Origin of the sequence: Pedobacter africanus, assembly GCF_040548825.1 — a bacterium.
GTDB lineage: Bacteria > Bacteroidota > Bacteroidia > Sphingobacteriales > Sphingobacteriaceae > Pedobacter > Pedobacter africanus_A.
Map to the genome: position 1 here is coordinate 563545 of NZ_JBEPSL010000001.1, position 15575 is coordinate 579119.

Annotated in this window: 14 protein-coding genes and 1 tRNA gene; 6 read left to right on the forward strand and 9 right to left on the reverse strand. The window is 43.9% G+C overall.

Annotation, left to right across the window (positions count from 1 at the left end):
• Positions 1-161 precede the first annotated feature (161 nt).
• The 3 genes from ABIE26_RS02190 to ABIE26_RS02200 form a co-directional block, all read right to left on the reverse strand.
• Positions 162-2471 (reverse strand): ATP-dependent helicase, encoded by a 2310-nt coding sequence (locus ABIE26_RS02190; RefSeq protein ID WP_310140528.1) that lies wholly within the window; start codon positions 2469-2471, stop codon positions 162-164.
• A 121-nt stretch (positions 2472-2592) separates the two neighbouring features.
• Positions 2593-4128, reverse strand: a complete 1536-nt coding sequence (locus ABIE26_RS02195; protein WP_310140526.1) for a PH domain-containing protein — start codon at positions 4126-4128, stop codon at positions 2593-2595.
• Complete coding sequence (locus ABIE26_RS02200; RefSeq protein ID WP_310140524.1) at positions 4121-4642, reverse strand: PH domain-containing protein; 522 nt, start codon at positions 4640-4642, stop codon at positions 4121-4123. The genes ABIE26_RS02195 and ABIE26_RS02200 overlap by 8 nt, the downstream gene beginning before the upstream one ends.
• Positions 4643-4749: 107 nt before the next feature.
• Here ABIE26_RS02200 and ABIE26_RS02205 point away from each other — a divergent pair, with 107 nt between their 5' ends.
• The 4 genes from ABIE26_RS02205 to ABIE26_RS02220 all read left to right on the forward strand — a co-directional run bounded on the left by ABIE26_RS02205 (position 4750) and on the right by ABIE26_RS02220 (position 7645).
• The gene (locus ABIE26_RS02205) at positions 4750-6120 is read left to right on the forward strand and encodes a dipeptidase (RefSeq protein WP_310140523.1); all 1371 of its coding nucleotides are present in this window, start codon (positions 4750-4752) and stop codon (positions 6118-6120) included.
• Between the two features lie 171 nt (positions 6121-6291).
• Positions 6292-7215, forward strand: coding sequence for a glycoside hydrolase family 25 protein (locus ABIE26_RS02210; RefSeq protein ID WP_310140521.1), 924 nt, complete (start codon positions 6292-6294; stop codon positions 7213-7215).
• Between the two features lie 87 nt (positions 7216-7302).
• Positions 7303-7386, forward strand: a tRNA-Leu gene (locus ABIE26_RS02215).
• A 76-nt stretch (positions 7387-7462) separates the two neighbouring features.
• Positions 7463-7645: a hypothetical protein gene (locus ABIE26_RS02220; protein ID WP_310140519.1), complete on the forward strand. Its 183-nt coding sequence runs from the start codon at positions 7463-7465 to the stop codon at positions 7643-7645.
• 12 nt (positions 7646-7657) lie between these two features.
• Here the strand turns inward: ABIE26_RS02220 and cls are convergent, their stop codons facing one another.
• Both cls and ABIE26_RS02230 read right to left on the reverse strand, forming a co-directional pair.
• A complete protein-coding gene (gene cls, locus ABIE26_RS02225) occupies positions 7658-9115 on the reverse strand; it encodes a cardiolipin synthase (protein WP_310140517.1) in 1458 nt (485 codons plus the stop codon).
• Positions 9112-10209 (reverse strand): mandelate racemase/muconate lactonizing enzyme family protein, encoded by a 1098-nt coding sequence (locus ABIE26_RS02230; protein WP_310140514.1) that lies wholly within the window; start codon positions 10207-10209, stop codon positions 9112-9114. The genes cls and ABIE26_RS02230 overlap by 4 nt, the downstream gene beginning before the upstream one ends.
• A gap of 50 nt (positions 10210-10259) precedes the next feature.
• On the opposite strand from ABIE26_RS02230, the gene ABIE26_RS02235 reads away from it, so the two are divergent.
• Positions 10260-12278 (forward strand): thioredoxin domain-containing protein, encoded by a 2019-nt coding sequence (locus ABIE26_RS02235; RefSeq protein WP_310140512.1) that lies wholly within the window; start codon positions 10260-10262, stop codon positions 12276-12278.
• Between the two features lie 7 nt (positions 12279-12285).
• Positions 12286-12786 carry an FKBP-type peptidyl-prolyl cis-trans isomerase gene (locus ABIE26_RS02240; RefSeq protein WP_084241078.1) on the forward strand — a complete coding sequence of 167 codons (501 nt, stop codon included), beginning with the start codon at positions 12286-12288 and terminating at the stop codon, positions 12784-12786.
• On the opposite strand, the gene ABIE26_RS02245 is transcribed toward ABIE26_RS02240, so the two are convergent.
• Genes ABIE26_RS02245 through ABIE26_RS02260 form a run of 4 tightly spaced genes read right to left on the reverse strand, consistent with a single transcriptional unit; the run spans position 12783 to position 15575 of the window.
• Positions 12783-13202, reverse strand: coding sequence for a Fur family transcriptional regulator (locus ABIE26_RS02245; protein WP_310140510.1), 420 nt, complete (start codon positions 13200-13202; stop codon positions 12783-12785). The genes ABIE26_RS02240 and ABIE26_RS02245 overlap by 4 nt on opposite strands.
• Positions 13203-13212: 10 nt before the next feature.
• Complete coding sequence (locus tag ABIE26_RS02250; protein WP_310140508.1) at positions 13213-13656, reverse strand: hypothetical protein; 444 nt, start codon at positions 13654-13656, stop codon at positions 13213-13215.
• A 24-nt stretch (positions 13657-13680) separates the two neighbouring features.
• The gene (locus ABIE26_RS02255) at positions 13681-14949 is read right to left on the reverse strand and encodes an ABC transporter permease (RefSeq protein WP_310140505.1); all 1269 of its coding nucleotides are present in this window, start codon (positions 14947-14949) and stop codon (positions 13681-13683) included.
• Positions 14946-15575, reverse strand: coding sequence for an ABC transporter ATP-binding protein (locus tag ABIE26_RS02260; RefSeq protein WP_310140501.1), 630 nt, complete (start codon positions 15573-15575; stop codon positions 14946-14948). The genes ABIE26_RS02255 and ABIE26_RS02260 overlap by 4 nt, the downstream gene beginning before the upstream one ends.

The following is a 15575-nucleotide window of genomic DNA, read 5'->3' on the forward strand; positions in this document are numbered from 1 at the left end:
GTTTTTAAGATTAATATATGCCTGTCTATCCTATCAGACACATTCACGCCGGCACAGTCATTAAAGGAATAACAGTAAAAAGCCGGTTTTAATATATGTAATCAGTTTTTTATTTGTTTTCAGACCACTAGCGGTCTGTGTAAGTTCTGTAAATATAAGGGTTATTTCACAATTCGCAACTTTGCAAATTTCAAGAGCAACTGCTTATTGCCCAGGCCCTGAAAAAAAACGGTAGCTTTTACATCCGGTAAAGTACCTTCCAGGCTGATTATTTTTCCGAAACCGAATTTTTCATGCTCTACATCCATACCATTCTGAAAGGCATTGGCCGCATCGGGGGTGAAGCCTGGTGTGGGTACGTGTGCCTTAGGCAGCATGGCGGTAGTTTTAGGTCGCTGTGCAGGCGCACTTACTGTTCCTGTACCTCCCGAAGCTGGTTTTGGTTTGCTAAAGCTATCTCGTTGCTGCGTCCAGCTGCGTCTTTCGTTATCAAAACTGTTATCGCCCAGGCTGCTTTTGGAAGGTTTTACAACCTCAATTTCCAGGAAACGGGCATTGATCTCGTCGATAAAGCGGCTGGGTTCGCAATTGGTCAGTGTTCCCCAGCGATAACGCGAAGTGGAATAGGTAAGAGTCAGTTTTTTCTCGGCTCGGGTTACGGCGACATAGAACAACCTGCGTTCTTCTTCCAGGTCTGAGCGCGAGTTGAGCGACATTTGTGAAGGAAAGAGGTTTTCTTCCAGTCCGACTACAAAGACGTTCTTAAACTCCAGCCCCTTGGAAGAGTGGATGGTCATTAATGAAACAGTATCTGCATTTTTATCGTCCGCCTTATCATCATTGGTCAGCAAGGCAATGTCTTGCATAAAAACAGCCAGGCTCCGGTCTTCGATGTCCTCGCGTTCACCAAACTCCTTAATACCGTTTAACAATTCCTGTATATTTTCATGGCGTCCGCGGCCTTCTTCCGACTGATCGGCATGCAGTTCCTTTAGTATTCCTGAGTGTTGGGCAATGTATAAAGCGGTTTCGTAGGCATCCAGTTTCTTTGCTTCTACTGCGAAGCTCTGAATCATAACGGCAAAATCATTCAACTGATTAGCAGTTCTGCCCGGTATATATTGTTGTGCGTTACAGATGACCTGCCACATGGTGATGTTGTGCTGATCGGCTGCAACCATAATTTTTTCTACGGTGGTATCACCAAGGCCCCTGCGTGGGTAGTTGATTACCCTTTTGATCGCTTCTTCATCAGCCGGATTAAAGGTTAGCCTGAAATAAGCGATCAGGTCTTTTACCTCTTTACGCTGGTAGAAGGAAAGTCCGCCGTATATCTTATAAGGTATGTTTAATTTTCTTAAGGCTTCCTCCATGGCCCTCGACTGGGCGTTGGTACGGTACAGTATGGCAAAATCATGGTATGTATAACCTTTCGTGCTGCGTTCCTGTACAATAGCTTCAGCCACCATTTTTCCTTCCTCGTTGTCGGTAAATGCACGCTGTACCTTAATCCTGTCGCCCGCTTCGTTGTCAGAGAACACGTTTTTTTCAAGCTGGTTTTTATTGTTGGCAATGATGCTGTTGGCGACTTCAACAATATTCTGGGTAGACCGGTAGTTCTGTTCCAGTTTATAAACCTGCAGGTCGGGGTAATCGCGTTCAAAGTTCAGAATGTTCTGGATGTTTGCACCCCTGAAAGCATAGATACTCTGGGCATCATCGCCCACCACACAGATGTTCTGGTAGGCTGCAGCCAGTTTTTTAACGATGGTATATTGCGAAAAGTTGGTATCCTGGTACTCGTCTACCATCAGGTATTTGAATTTCTGCTGGTATTTGTTCAGTACGTCGGGGTGTGTTTTGAGCAAAACGTTGGTTTTGAAGAGTAAATCATCAAAATCCATTGCCCCGGCCTTAAAACAGCGCTTGGTATAGGTTTCATAAATTACTCCTATTAAAGGACGTTTATTGCTCACATCCTCTGCCTGTATTTCCGGGTTTTGCATGTATTCTGTATGGGAAACCAGGTTGTTTTTGGCTGATGAGATCCTGTTGTACACAAAATTTGCATTGTACAGTTTGTCATCCAGCTGCATTTCTCGAAGTATGGTGCGGATCAGGCTTTTGCTGTCGTCCGTATCATAAATGGTGAAATTGGAAGGGTAACCAATTTTTTCTGCTTCTACACGTAGTATTTTGGCAAATACAGAGTGGAAGGTGCCCATCCATATGTTTTTAGCCTCGCTGCCCACCACTTTCATGATCCGCTCGCGCATATCTTTGGAGGCCTTATTGGTAAAGGTAAGTACCAGTATGTTAAACGCATCTACCCCTTTTTCAATCAGGTGTGCCACCCGGTAAGTGATCACCCTTGTTTTTCCAGAGCCTGCACCGGCGACAATCATTGCCGGGCCTTGTGTGTTTTCTACTGCTGCGCGTTGTTGGGGGTTTAAACCTGCTAAATAATCCAAAATCCGTTCCTGCTGTTAAATGATGCTATTGAAAAGGTATACTCTTATTTTAGGTACAAATTTAAGAAATTCTGCTTGCTTAACCACATATGTTGGTAAAATACAGAAAGCAGGAGCAGATCTAGCTCCAGCTTTTTTTGCTGCTTTCTATTTTGTAGGTCCAATAATTTATCATGCGGTTAATTTTAGTGTAATTGCCATATTTAAAATGAATTACACCGGCAGCTGTATGCAGCATAAGGTGACCAGCATCAGCCTTTTTGTGCCAGAAATATTGTTTTGCTGTGATTGCCTGAATTTTGTGGGGTTCAATAATTTCATGTTCCACATCCCATATTCCGCTTCTTTTGATAATGAAATCGTTGTTTACGTACAGGCGATGTCGTTTGAACTCAAAATAAAGCATGATTCCCACAATTATAGCATAAGGCAGGGCAAGTATAAGGTATTGTCGGACTGGCGGATGTAAGCTCAAACCAATGCCCGCAAAGATGACTACAGGGAGAACGATCTTGAGCATCACCTGCAGAAATATAAACCTGTAATTGGGGATTAATGCTATTCCGGTCGACGGAACCTGTTGATAGATCATTTTCATGATCTCGTTAAGTTCGGTAACATCGCAGCCTGGAATTTCTATATCTGTTTTTTTATATTCTTCTTTATCTGTGGTATTATAGCTGGCCTGTTTGATCTTTATGTTTATCAGGTCAAACTTCTGCTGAAAATAATTCTGGCTCCAGGCACTCAGCTGGACTTTATTTGGCTTAAGCAAGACGTTTTTCCTGGTAAACAGGCCTGAACTGATGGCCAATGCATTGTTTTGTCTGATGATTTGAAAATTGAAATACCTGAGCATAGTCCTGACGATATTGGTAACCAGCACGAGTGCCAGTCCGGACAAGATTAAAATACATACAGAAAAAAACGTAACCCCACGGTGAAGCAGCTGCTCTACCTGGTTGCTTTCAATTTCAAAGGCCGAGTTGTAATCTTTGAAGAACTGAATTAAACCTATAATAAAACCACCCAGCAATAAAAAACTTGCGCCGTAGTTGGTCGTGATGCCAACTTTTAATAGTGTCGGGATACTCAGGTTTAAAAAGGGCATAATATGCTGTTCCTCTGCTTCGTTACCTGTGACCGGGGTTTCATGAACCGAGGTTTTGCTTAGCAATCTTTGCTTTAGTTCTACTGCTGTAAGGTGGTCTATCGCTTTAATGCTGGCTTCCTTTTTTTCGCTACCTGCAGTATCTATTTCTAGGCTGTAAACACCTATCATTTGCTGGAGGAGCGATTGATTGATGTTGACCTGCTGAATTTTACTGAGTTGTATGCTGAGTGTGCTTTTGTTGAAGACACCTTCATTGATTACAAACTCCTGTTTTTCTTCGTCCAGAAAAAAACTGAACTTCTGGTATCTGATATAGGCAAAGACGGCCAGGAGCGCGATCAGCAATACCGATCCGGCAATAACTGCGGTCATAAAGACAGGCATGTGACTTGAATCCCTGCCTTTGATGGCAACGAATAAGATAGGTAGCGCTATGGCCCTTACTACTTTTTGCAGAGTATTCACAAACATGACCACAATACCTGCAGCAGACTGTTTGCGCGGAATAGAAAAGTCCTGCTGCACTACTGTTTGGTTATCCATTGTCGGCCGTATTGATCTGTTTCATCAGGATTTCCCTGATCTGCCGCGCCTGTTCAATTTCAATTCCGGGAATATGCAGGCTTCCGGAACTGCCACCGGCGGTAAAAATCCTCAACTGGCCCAAACCATACATCCTGGAAAACATGCCCTCATCCAGCGCAATATGCTGGATCCTTGAAAAGGGAATGATAGTGGTAGAAATGGCAATGATACCACTTCTGTACAGCATGTCTTTTTCCCTGATGGCATAGCCCCGTCTGCCGATATCTGTTTTATAAAGCAGGTACAAAACAATTGCCAAAGCAATGTACCCGAAAGCCATTACATATATATAAGGTCTGAATGCTGCAGAAAAATACAGGACTGCGAGCAGGCCGGTTGCCAGGAGCAGCAGGAAAAACATCAGGTTTAAAATCACTACTTTCCAGTATTTTTTACTGACCGCATTTAAGGGTGTTTCTTCGTATTTTGGCAAATCGCCAATGTCCAGGGTATCGTTTGTAAAATCCAGCATTTAATAGGTTTGACGTCATAACATGGTCCAAGTTACAAAATATTTTAAGCAGCCATAGTTACCTTGGTTTATCTTTTACCTTGTATCTTTGTACAAACTAATTTGTTATGCAAGAGATCAAAAAATATGTTGAAGACAACAGGCAGCGCTTTTTAGATGAGCTGTTTGAATTGTTACGTTTCCCATCTGTAAGTGCCGATCCGAAATATAAAGGCGATGTACTTAAAACTGCTGATTTTGTAGCGCAGAAACTGAAAGATGCCGGTGCTGACAAAGTTGAAATTTGTGAGACTGCCGGATATCCGATTGTTTATGGCGAGAAGCTTATCGATGAGAAGCTGCCTACTGTTTTGATATACGGACATTATGATGTACAGCCTGCAGATCCTCTGGAACTCTGGGAGACACCTCCCTTTGAACCAACCGTGCGTGATGGCAAGATCTATGCACGTGGCGCCTGCGACGATAAAGGACAGTTTTATATGCACGTAAAAGCTTTTGAGCTGATGATGCAGACTGGTACGCTGGCCTGTAATGTGAAGTTCATGATTGAGGGCGAGGAGGAGGTAGGTTCTGCAAACCTGGGTACTTTTGTACATGCAAATGTAGAACGACTGAAAGCAGACGTGGTGCTGATCTCTGATACCTCGATGATCAGTATGGAAAACCCTTCTATTGAGACTGGCCTGCGTGGCCTGGCCTATATGGAAGTGGAAGTGGTGGGGCCTAACCGCGACCTCCATTCTGGTGTGTACGGTGGTGCTGTAGCCAATCCTGCAACCATTCTGTGTAAAATGATTGCTTCATTGCATGATGAGAACAATCACATTACTGTGCCTGGTTTTTACGACAAAGTTGTGGAATTGACAGCGGCAGAGAAAAAGGCTTTAAATTCGGCACCATTTGACCTGAATGAATATAAAGAAGACCTGCATATCAAAGCGGAGTGGGGAGAGAAAGGTTACTCGACCTTAGAGCGTACCGGAACAAGGCCTACATTAGAGGTTAACGGAATCTGGAGCGGTTATATTGGTGAAGGCGCCAAAACGGTACTTCCATCTAAAGCCAATGCCAAAATTTCTATGCGTTTGGTACCTAACCAAAGCTCTGATGAGATTTCTGCGTTGTTTACCAAACACTTTGAGAGCATTGCGCCTGATTATGTAAAGGTTAAAGTAACTGCGCATCATGGTGGTGAGCCGGTAGTTACCCCTACAGACAGTGTGGCTTACCGTGCTGCTGAAAAAGCCATTGTAGACTCATTTGGTAAGGAGCCGATCCCTACACGTGGTGGCGGCAGTATTCCTATTGTAGCGTTGTTTGAAAGTGCTTTGGGTATTAAATCTGTACTTTTTGGCTTTGGTTTGGATAGCGATGCTTTACATTCACCAAATGAAAAATACGATATCTATAACTATTATAAAGGAATAGAGACTTTGCCTTTGTTCCATAAGTATTTTGCTGAGCTAAGCAAATAGTATATTGGCAGAGTGCTTATTTGCATGGTGCCTGATTTATAAAAACATCAATATTCCTGCTCTCCGCGGATTCTGAAGAAGAATCCGGATGTTGATCAGGAACATTGGTGTTTTTATTTTGGGCGCATACCTGTATGGAGCATTGAGAGTTTATTGTATTTTTGCAGCATCATGCCTCCAGCACCTAGAAAAACACCTGTTTCCCGAAAATCACCCAGCACCCGTCAGACTTACGTGATGGATGAAAGCGGCCGGCCGCAAAAAAAAACTATTGCCAGAAAGCCTGTCCGCAAGAAAAAGAAAGGCTTATCTACAGAATGGAAGTTTATGATTGTTATACTGCTTCTGGTTTTGTTTTCGCCGTTTTATTATGCTTATGTCATTAAGGGCTTCAGTTCAACCTGGCGATGGATCCGCGATATTGGTGAGGATCCCAATTACCGTACCTACAGCAGTTTTGATATCCGCATCCCGAAGGGCTATAATATTCATGGCATTGATGTTTCTTACTACCAGGGTAAAATTGACTGGAAAAAAGTAAAAGACATGAAAGAGGACGACGTAAAGGTAGATTTTGCCTTCATTAAGGCTACTGAGGGCTTGTTTATGGTAGATCCTTATTTTCAGCGCAACTGGCGGGAGGCGCCCAAGGCAGGGGTAATTTGTGGAGCCTATCATTTCTTCAGGGCACATAAGCCGGGTTTATGGCAGGCCAAGTTTTTTCTGCAGACTGTAAATTTTGAGGCAGGAGATTTGCCACCAGTCGTAGATGTTGAAGAACTGAATGGTGTCTCTGCATCAGAAATGCGCAAACAGCTGAATGATTTTGTGAAGCACATAGAGCGTAAGACCAAAGTAAAGCCCATTATTTACACCGGACTTTCCTTTTATAAAGACTACCTGAAAGGGAATTTTGAGGAATACCCTTTGTGGATAGCCCATTATCACCAGCCGAAACTGAAGGTCGGTGCAGATACAAAATGGCATTTCTGGCAACATTCTGATAAAGCTAAAATTTCGGGAATTAACCATGTGGTTGATTTTAATGCATTTAACGGAGATAGCCTTGCATTTGATCGTTTGCTGATCAAATAAAAAGAAAAAAATCTCCATAGATGTTCGTAAAAATCAGCAATAGTGCTATATTTGCACCAAGTAAGGATTTTTCTTTAGTACATCAATGCCCGGATGGCGAAATTGGTAAACGTTGCGGTCTCAGAAGCCGTTGGAGCACAATCCTTGAGAGTTCGAGTCTCTCTTCGGGCACATCGAAACTTTTAAAAGCCTGCAAAACATTGTTTTGCAGGCTTTTGTTATTATAAGTAGTCTTAAAGAATACAAAATGATCAGACTGAATAGTGAAACACCATCAGAAGTGCTACAAGACGTGAAAAAAGGTGATCTGGTTACAGATACTTTTAGTAAAACCGGACTGGTAGAAAGCGTGGAAATAACGGATGATGGACTTTATAAGATCTATACTTTTCATCTGGTTACGGGCCGAACCATTACCATTAAAAGATAAAATACCTTTGGTTTATAATAAAGGGGATAAAAGCCGTGCTGCCTTTTCCAGCAGGTGCTTATATAACGGGCGATCAGCCCATTGCCCAGGGTTAATTGGCCTGGCATCTTTCAGGTCCTCGTAAAATACCGTGCGCAGCTCAGTGGCAATTTCGTTATCGTATACAATGGCATTTACTTCAAAATTGAGGTCGAAGCTCCTGAAATCCATGTTTGCGGTACCAACAATAGCGACCTTACTGTCGGTTACCATGGTTTTTGCATGGACAAAGCCCCGCTGGTACTGGTAAATTTCTACTCCGGAACGGAGCAGGTCGTTATAGTAAGACCTGGCGGCGGCGTTTACCAGTAGGGAATCCGACTTGCCTGGAACCAGTAGTTTTACTTTAATTCCACTTAACGAAGCGATGGTGAGCGCATCGAGCAGGCTTTCGCCCGGAATAAAGTACGGACTGGTGATCAGGATTTCTTCTGTTGCCAGGTTTATGGCCTGAAGGATGGAAAATAAAATGGTTGGCGATTCAGAATCGGGCCCGCTGGCGGCAATCTGTACAATCTTATTTTCTTTTTCCTGCTGCTCAGATAGCAGGGTTGGAAAAAAGCAGCGGTCGGGCTGCAGTTCTTCGCCGGCGCAGAAATTCCAGTCGCACAGGAAAAGGTATTGCAGGTATTGGGTTCCCGGCCCGTCTATCCGTAAATGGGTATCGCGCCAGTATAGGGTATTTCCGTTGTTATTGATGTATCTGTCGCTTACATTGATACCGCCTACAAAAGCAGTATTGCCATCTATCACAATAATTTTCCTATGGTTTCGGTAATTCAGCCTGTTGGCCAGGAGCATGAAATGTACTTTTAGAAATGGAAAAGCCAAAACACCTCCGCCTTTGAGTCGCGGTACAAGTTTTTTGCGGATATCACGGCTGCCGAAGTCATCATAAATGAAACGTACGGTAACACCTTCTTTTGCTTTTTTGATGAGTGCATTTTCGATGGCTGCACCTATCCGATCATCCTCATATATATAATACTCAATATGAATGTGGTGTTTTGCATTTTTAATGGCTTCCAGTACTTCCGGGAATTTATTTTCGCCGTTCACCAGTAGCTTGACGGCATTATTTGCGGTTAATGGACTCATAGAATCCTTTAGTACCATAAAGGCCAGTTCTTTATTACCGATTACAGCGGCGTGGTTGTCTTTAAAGGTTTGCTCAGAGTAATTCTGTATGTTTTGTTGAAATTTTGTGGCAAGGTCGTCGTTTTCATAAAGCTTTTTACTGTACATTTTTCTATGCCGGTAATTGATACCGAAAGAAAAATAAAAGATCATTCCCAGAATAGGCACAAAAATAGCAAACAAAAGATAGGCAAGGGTTTTAGTGGTGCTGCGGGTATCGTAAACGATGCGCAGACAAACCAGGATTAAAACCAGTACATAGGTGACTTCAGCAATCAGCCACCAGTTCATCATACTATCCATTTATCGCAGTTGAGTAAGAAATGCGGATCTGCATCGGCACCTATGCCGGGAGTGTCCGGAACATCAAGCAGATAGCCATCATAGCTCAGGCCACCTATAACAGGGTCAACCAGATGGCCGAGCAGGCAGGTGTCCAGATCGAAGAAGACGACATTGGGACTTGCCAGCGCAAAATGTAGATTGGCACTCAAGGCGATACGGCTTTCGAGCATACTGCCTATCATACATTTGACCCCGGCTTGTATGGCAACCTCATGAATTTTCTGTGCTTCCAGAATACCGCCGGATTTCGCGAATTTGATGTTCAGGTATTCGCATGACTGGCTGTTGATGAGCTTACGGGCATCATGATGGTTGTAACAGCTTTCATCTGCCATGATTTTTATGGGCGAGTTGAGGTGCAGTTCTGGCAGTTGATCGTCAAACCAGGTGCGCATGGGCTGTTCGCAAAATTCGATGTTTAAAACGGCAAGCTCGCCTAATGCAAACAGGGCATCGTCGAAACTCCATCCCTGGTTGGCATCCAGTCTGAGAACCATATCCTCGCCAACTGCTTTCCTGATCTGTTTTACCCTCTCAATATCATCATTTATTTTTTTTCCCAGTTTAATTTTAATGATCCTGCAACCCTGCTGCTGGTATTTAACCGCCGAAGTTGCCATGTTTTCAGGGGTATCGATACCGATGGTCATGTCGGTTTCGATTACCCGTTTTTTTCCACCTAAAAACCGGTACAGCGGTAAATGGGCCTTTTTTGCAGCAATATCAAACAAAGCCATATCAAATGCACTTTTTATGGTACCGTTGTGCGCTGCATAGCCCAGCAGGTCTTTCATCCTTTCGGGAATATCCAGAGGGTCTTTACCAATCAGGATCTTTGCAAAATCCTTTGCCATGGCCAGACAGGTTTCCTGGGTTTCGCCAACAATCATCGGAAAAGCAGAGCATTCGCCTACGCCGTAAATGCCAGCATCAGTGTATATCCTGATCAGTACATTCTGTGCAAAATGCATGGTTCCTGTAGCAATTACAAAAGGCTCCATAGGTATGCTAAAACGGTAAATCTCGGTATGGGTAATTTTCATGGCACAATAGCTTTACCGTAAAAATACAATATAAATTTTACCTTTATTGTATGAATTCAGAACCTAACAGCTTAATCAAAGCCTCGTCGCCCTACCTGCTACAGCATGCCTATAATCCGGTGAACTGGTACGAGTGGGGGGAAGAGGCCCTGCAAAAAGCACGTAAGGAAAACAAGCTGGTCCTGGTTAGCATAGGCTACTCGGCCTGTCACTGGTGTCATGTGATGGAACGTGAAAGTTTTGAAAACCATGAGGTGGCCGAGGTAATGAACAGGCATTTTGTTTGTATAAAGGTGGATAGAGAGGAAAGACCAGATATCGATCAGATCTATATGCTGGCCATTCAACTGATGACCGGAAGTGGGGGCTGGCCTTTGAACTGCATTTGTTTGCCCGATCAGCGCCCTATTTATGGAGGAACTTATTTCAGGAAAGACGACTGGATTAATGTGCTGCAGAGTGTTGCCGGACTTTGGGCAAACGAACCGGATAAGGCCAGGGCTTATGCCGACAGGCTTACAGATGGGATAAAGAATGCAGAAAAGATTATCCCTGATATTAAAGTTGAAGCCTATACCCGACAGCATCTGACGGATATCATTGAGCCCTGGAAACGCTATTTTGACATGAGTGAAGGTGGTTATAACCGTGCGCCCAAGTTTCCTTTACCCAATAACTGGCAGTTTATGCTGCGCTACAGTCACCTGATGGCAGATGATGCTACCCATGTATCGGCTTTGCTGACCCTGGAAAAGATGGCCATGGGCGGTATTTACGATCATGTAGGTGGTGGTTTTGCCCGTTATTCGGTAGATGGTAACTGGCATGTACCGCATTTTGAAAAGATGCTGTACGACAACGGACAGCTGATCAGTTTGTATGCAGAAGCTTTTCAGTATTCAAAATCCGCACTCTTTAAAGAAATTGCAGAAGAGACGATTGCCTGGCTGGAAAGGGAAATGACCTCCGCCGAAGGCTTATTCTTTTCGGCACTGGATGCGGACAGTGAGGGCGTAGAAGGAAAATTTTATGTGTGGGACAAAACAGAGTTTGAGGCAGTACTTGGCCTGGAAGATGCTGATTTACTGGCCGATTATTTTGGGCTAACGGAAGAGGGAAACTGGGAAGAGGAGCAGACCAATATCTTGTTAAGGAAATTTACAGAAGAGGAATGTGCTGAAGTAAAAGGCCTTAGCATCATTGACCTGCTGCAAAAGATAAAAAATGCGAAAGCCAGGCTGTTGGAAGCGCGGAGCAAAAGGGTACGACCCGGGCTGGACGACAAATGCCTTACGGCATGGAATGCGATGGCCATTAGAGGTCTGGCCGATTGTGCCATTGTATTTGCCAATCCACATTATTACGCCACGGCTAAAAAGGCCGCTGTATTTATACTGGAAAATCTAAGGACAACAGATGGGGGGCTGTACCGGAATTATAAGAACGGAAAAGCCAGTATTGCCGGTTTTTTAGATGATTATGCTTTTTTTATAGAGGCATTGATGGCCTTGTACGCTTACGATCTGGATGAACAATGGCTGCAGGAGGCCAGGCGCTTAAGCGATTATGTATTGCTTAATTTTGAAGATACGGACGGGTCAATGTTGTTTTACACACCCGGAAACGGGGAGGTGCTGATTGCCCGCAAGCATGAGATTATGGACAATGTGATCCCTGCCTCAAATTCGGTCATGGCACAAAACCTGCAGAAGCTGGGTGTGGTGTTTGACGATGACAGGTGCCTATTGAAGGCAGAAGCAATGCTGGCCGCTGTTTTGCCACGAATCAAAACCTATGGCTCTGCCTATTCCAACTGGGCTATACAATTGCTGAATGAAGTGTTTGGTATAAATGAGATTGCGATAACTGGTGAAGGTTTTAAAACAGTTAAGACTGAAATCGATAAACACTACATTCCCAATAAAATTACATTGGGAGGAACAAATTCGGGACTGCCTTTGTTAAAAGATAAGCAAAGCATTGAAACAAAAATCTATATTTGCCGAAATAAAGTGTGCCAGTTGCCGGTGTCTACCGCTGAGGAAGCATTAAAATTGATAATTAAATAACATTCTAATGAGTATTAAACCCAATACAGTGGTATCATTAACGTACGAATTGCATACGACTAATGAAGAAGGACAACAAGTTTTTGTAGAAAAAGCAGAGAAAGACAATGCACTCGTTTTTTTATATGGTACAGGAATGATGTTGCCAAAATTTGAAGAGCATCTGGCTGGATTAAATGTTGGCGATAACTATAGTTTTGAGCTTTCGGCGGCTGATGGCTATGGGGAGATCGATCCAGGTGCATACGCTGATTTGCCAAAAGAAATGTTTAAGGATGTTGACTTGCCAGCTGTTGGCGATGTAATTCCTTTACAGGATAACCAGGGTAACCATTTCAGGGCTGGTGTTACCGCTATCCATGAGGATGTGGTATCTGTAGATTTAAACCATCCTATGGCTGGTAAAAACCTGATTTTTGCCGGTGAGATCCTGATGGTGCGTGAAGCTACCCAGGAAGAGTTGAGCCATGGCCATGCGCATGGTGCAGATGGCCACTCAGGTCACTAATTTGCATTACACTTTTCGCAAATGCCGTAAGCTGTAGAGCTTACGGTTTTTGCGGTAAAGCCTTTGGGCATTTTTATTCTTGGTACCTGTATTTCCAGGCAATAGATTTTAAAACACTGTGTGCAGTTGAAATGCACATGCTCATCATGGTGATGCTCTTCTGAACAGGCATCGGAACAGATGGCATAGTTTGCCGTTCCGTGCATATCCATGATCCGGTGAAGGATTCCCTTATCTTCATAAGTATTCAATATCCTGTAAAGCGTAACCCGGTCAATTTCCTTACCAAGTTTTTTCTCCAGTTCCGGTTGAGAGATAGCCGCTTTATCTAAAGCTATTTCTTCCAGCACGCGCACCCTTTGGCGGGTATGCTTTAAATCGTGCTCTTTTAATATGTTTACAGGATCAATATTCATAGCTTAGGGTTTATATGGCTTTGGCACCCACCAGTGAAATTGGCGGGTTATCCATTGCATTGCCTCCGTTTAATTTAAGTGTCCCTTTGATCACCACGGTTTTATAGGTGAATTTTATGGGCTCGGTCATTTCAACCAGTACCATAATTGGAACCCCGTTTTTTCCGCAGTAAAAACACTGGTTAATGGGCAGGGTAGAAAGCATGAATTTACTTTGTTTCATGCCATCTTTAATAGGTACGATATAGCCCTCAAGCTCAAAAGGTTTACCAGCATGTTTTTTTATATCGGAAGTAAAAATGGCCTGCATCTCTGTGTCTTTAACAATCTTGAAATCAACACCTCCAATTATGTCCCAGTTGTCAGAATTGATCTGATCATTAGGATTGTGCTGCGCCTTAACCGAAATTCCGATAAAAAGCAGGGCCACCAGTAATATTTTTTTTATCATCATTGTATGTGTTTAACGTAATAACCGCTAGTTTTTGGACAGTATCTTAGATATATTTGATCTGTAGGCCTGTACCGCAGGTATTACAGCTGCAAATATACCAATCGCAAGGCCTGCAGCAAACAGGTATATTTCATCATAAAGTAAAACAAAACCACTCAGCTGTGCCTGACCGCTTTCCTGATTGCTGCCAATGAACTCTAAAACCAGGTGTCCAAGCGCTATCCCGATCAGGGTACCCGCTAAAGTAAGCATAATGCCTTCGGCGATGACTATCATAAATAGTTTTGTGCGGGATGCGCCCAGTGTACGCATAACGGCCAGGTCGTAATTGCGTTCTTTCAATGAATTGTAGAGATTTACAAATACACTAATGGCTGCAATGAGCATAATGAGTACTGCAAACCATTGCAGAGTATCCATGCCCACACCAATTAGGGAAAACAGACGTGTACTTTCCTGTGCAGGGGACGCGGACTGCATATTGGTGGTTTCGTTCACCATTCGCGGGAACATGGCTACCGACATAGGTGAGCGGTATTGAATGAGCAGGGAAGTGAGCTCGCGTGACTGCTCTGCTTCAGCATGCCCATGTCCTTCGTGCTCATGGCCCTCATGATCGTGTCCTTCGTGGTCGTGGTGCTCGTGATCGTGGCCCTCATGTGCTTCATGATCTTCGTGATCGTCATGCATTTTCCACACACTGGCCACATTGGTAAGGATAAGGTTGTCGGTTACATTTCCCTGAGGTTCCAGGATTCCCGAAACGGTATACTGGTGATGTTTGTGCACATCGGTATTTCCGCTGAGGCCATGGGCACCGTAGAAAGTATCGCCGATTTTCAGCTTTTCGTTTTTTGCAACGGCAGCGCCGATGGTGGTTTCAAAGTCGGCTTTCCAGAATTTACCCTGCCGGGTCTTCAATTTATAAAGGCTTACAAAGTTGCTGTCGGTGCCCACTATGCGCAGCCCGTTGTAGTTATCGCCCAGTGCAAGTGGAACAGCCCGTTTCACAAAAGGACTATGGGCCAGCTCCATTGCCTCTTTTAAAGGGATGTTGCCGGTCGGGAAATCAATATGATATATACTGCTGAGAATCAGCTGCAGTGGGCTGCCTTTAGCGCCAACCACCAGGTCTATGTCTTTAGAATTGTTCTCCAGTTTTTCACCGATTTGTCTGGAAGCAAGTAGTAAAATGGTTAAAATGCCAGTCCCAAAAGCAATGAGCATCATGTTAAGGGCGGCTGATAAGGGTTTAGACCACAGACTTTTCCAGCTTATTTTTAAAGGGCTCATGATAATTGGTAGGTATTTGAAAATGCATCTTTAACTCTTTTGTCATGCGTAGCCACAACCAATGTTGCCTGGTTTATGCCCGATTGCTGCAGCAGCAGTTCAAGTACCGCTATCGCGTTTTTATCGTCCAGGCTCGAAGTCGGCTCATCTGCTATCAGCAGTTCCGGTTTATTGATTACCGCCCTGGCAATGGAAACACGTTGTAATTGGCCTTGGCTAAGCTGGTTGGGATAGGCGTGTTTTTTATCGGCTATGCTTAAGGAACCCAGTACTTCATTTACCCTGTTTAAGTCGGTAGGCAGCCCTGCAAAACTTTGCGCCAGTACCAGGTTGTCTGAAATGCTCAGACTTTTGATCAGGTGCGGACGCTGAAAGATGATCCCAATGTTCTGTCCCCTGAACTGATCCAGTGCTTTGGAGGATAAACTGTAAATGGAAGTTTCGTTGATCATTACTTTCCCCGCTTTTGGCTGCAGTATTCCGGTGAGAATGTGCAACAGGGTAGTTTTTCCGCTTCCGGATTCGCCAAGCAGCAGCCATTGCTCGCCATGACCAATCTGCCAGTCCTTAAAGCTGATGGAATGTCCGCCGGTATATTGATGTGAAACCGATTTTATGGAGATCAT

Coding starts and splice junctions, on each gene's coding strand:
- ABIE26_RS02195 (WP_310140526.1), bottom strand. CDS start 4,128: ATGGATAACCAAACAGTAGTGCAGCAGGACTTTTCTATTCCGCGCAAA.
- ABIE26_RS02230 (WP_310140514.1), bottom strand. CDS start 10,209: ATGAAAATTACCCATACCGAGATTTACCGTTTTAGCATACCTATGGAG.
- ABIE26_RS02210 (WP_310140521.1), top strand. CDS start 6,292: ATGCCTCCAGCACCTAGAAAAACACCTGTTTCCCGAAAATCACCCAGC.
- ABIE26_RS02205 (WP_310140523.1), top strand. CDS start 4,750: ATGCAAGAGATCAAAAAATATGTTGAAGACAACAGGCAGCGCTTTTTA.
- ABIE26_RS02255 (WP_310140505.1), bottom strand. CDS start 14,949: ATGAGCCCTTTAAAAATAAGCTGGAAAAGTCTGTGGTCTAAACCCTTA.
- ABIE26_RS02200 (WP_310140524.1), bottom strand. CDS start 4,642: ATGCTGGATTTTACAAACGATACCCTGGACATTGGCGATTTGCCAAAA.
- ABIE26_RS02250 (WP_310140508.1), bottom strand. CDS start 13,656: ATGATGATAAAAAAAATATTACTGGTGGCCCTGCTTTTTATCGGAATT.
- ABIE26_RS02260 (WP_310140501.1), bottom strand. CDS start 15,575: ATGATCTCCATAAAATCGGTTTCACATCAATATACCGGCGGACATTCC.
- ABIE26_RS02220 (WP_310140519.1), top strand. CDS start 7,463: ATGATCAGACTGAATAGTGAAACACCATCAGAAGTGCTACAAGACGTG.
- ABIE26_RS02240 (WP_084241078.1), top strand. CDS start 12,286: ATGAGTATTAAACCCAATACAGTGGTATCATTAACGTACGAATTGCAT.
- cls (WP_310140517.1), bottom strand. CDS start 9,115: ATGATGAACTGGTGGCTGATTGCTGAAGTCACCTATGTACTGGTTTTA.
- ABIE26_RS02245 (WP_310140510.1), bottom strand. CDS start 13,202: ATGAATATTGATCCTGTAAACATATTAAAAGAGCACGATTTAAAGCAT.
- ABIE26_RS02235 (WP_310140512.1), top strand. CDS start 10,260: ATGAATTCAGAACCTAACAGCTTAATCAAAGCCTCGTCGCCCTACCTG.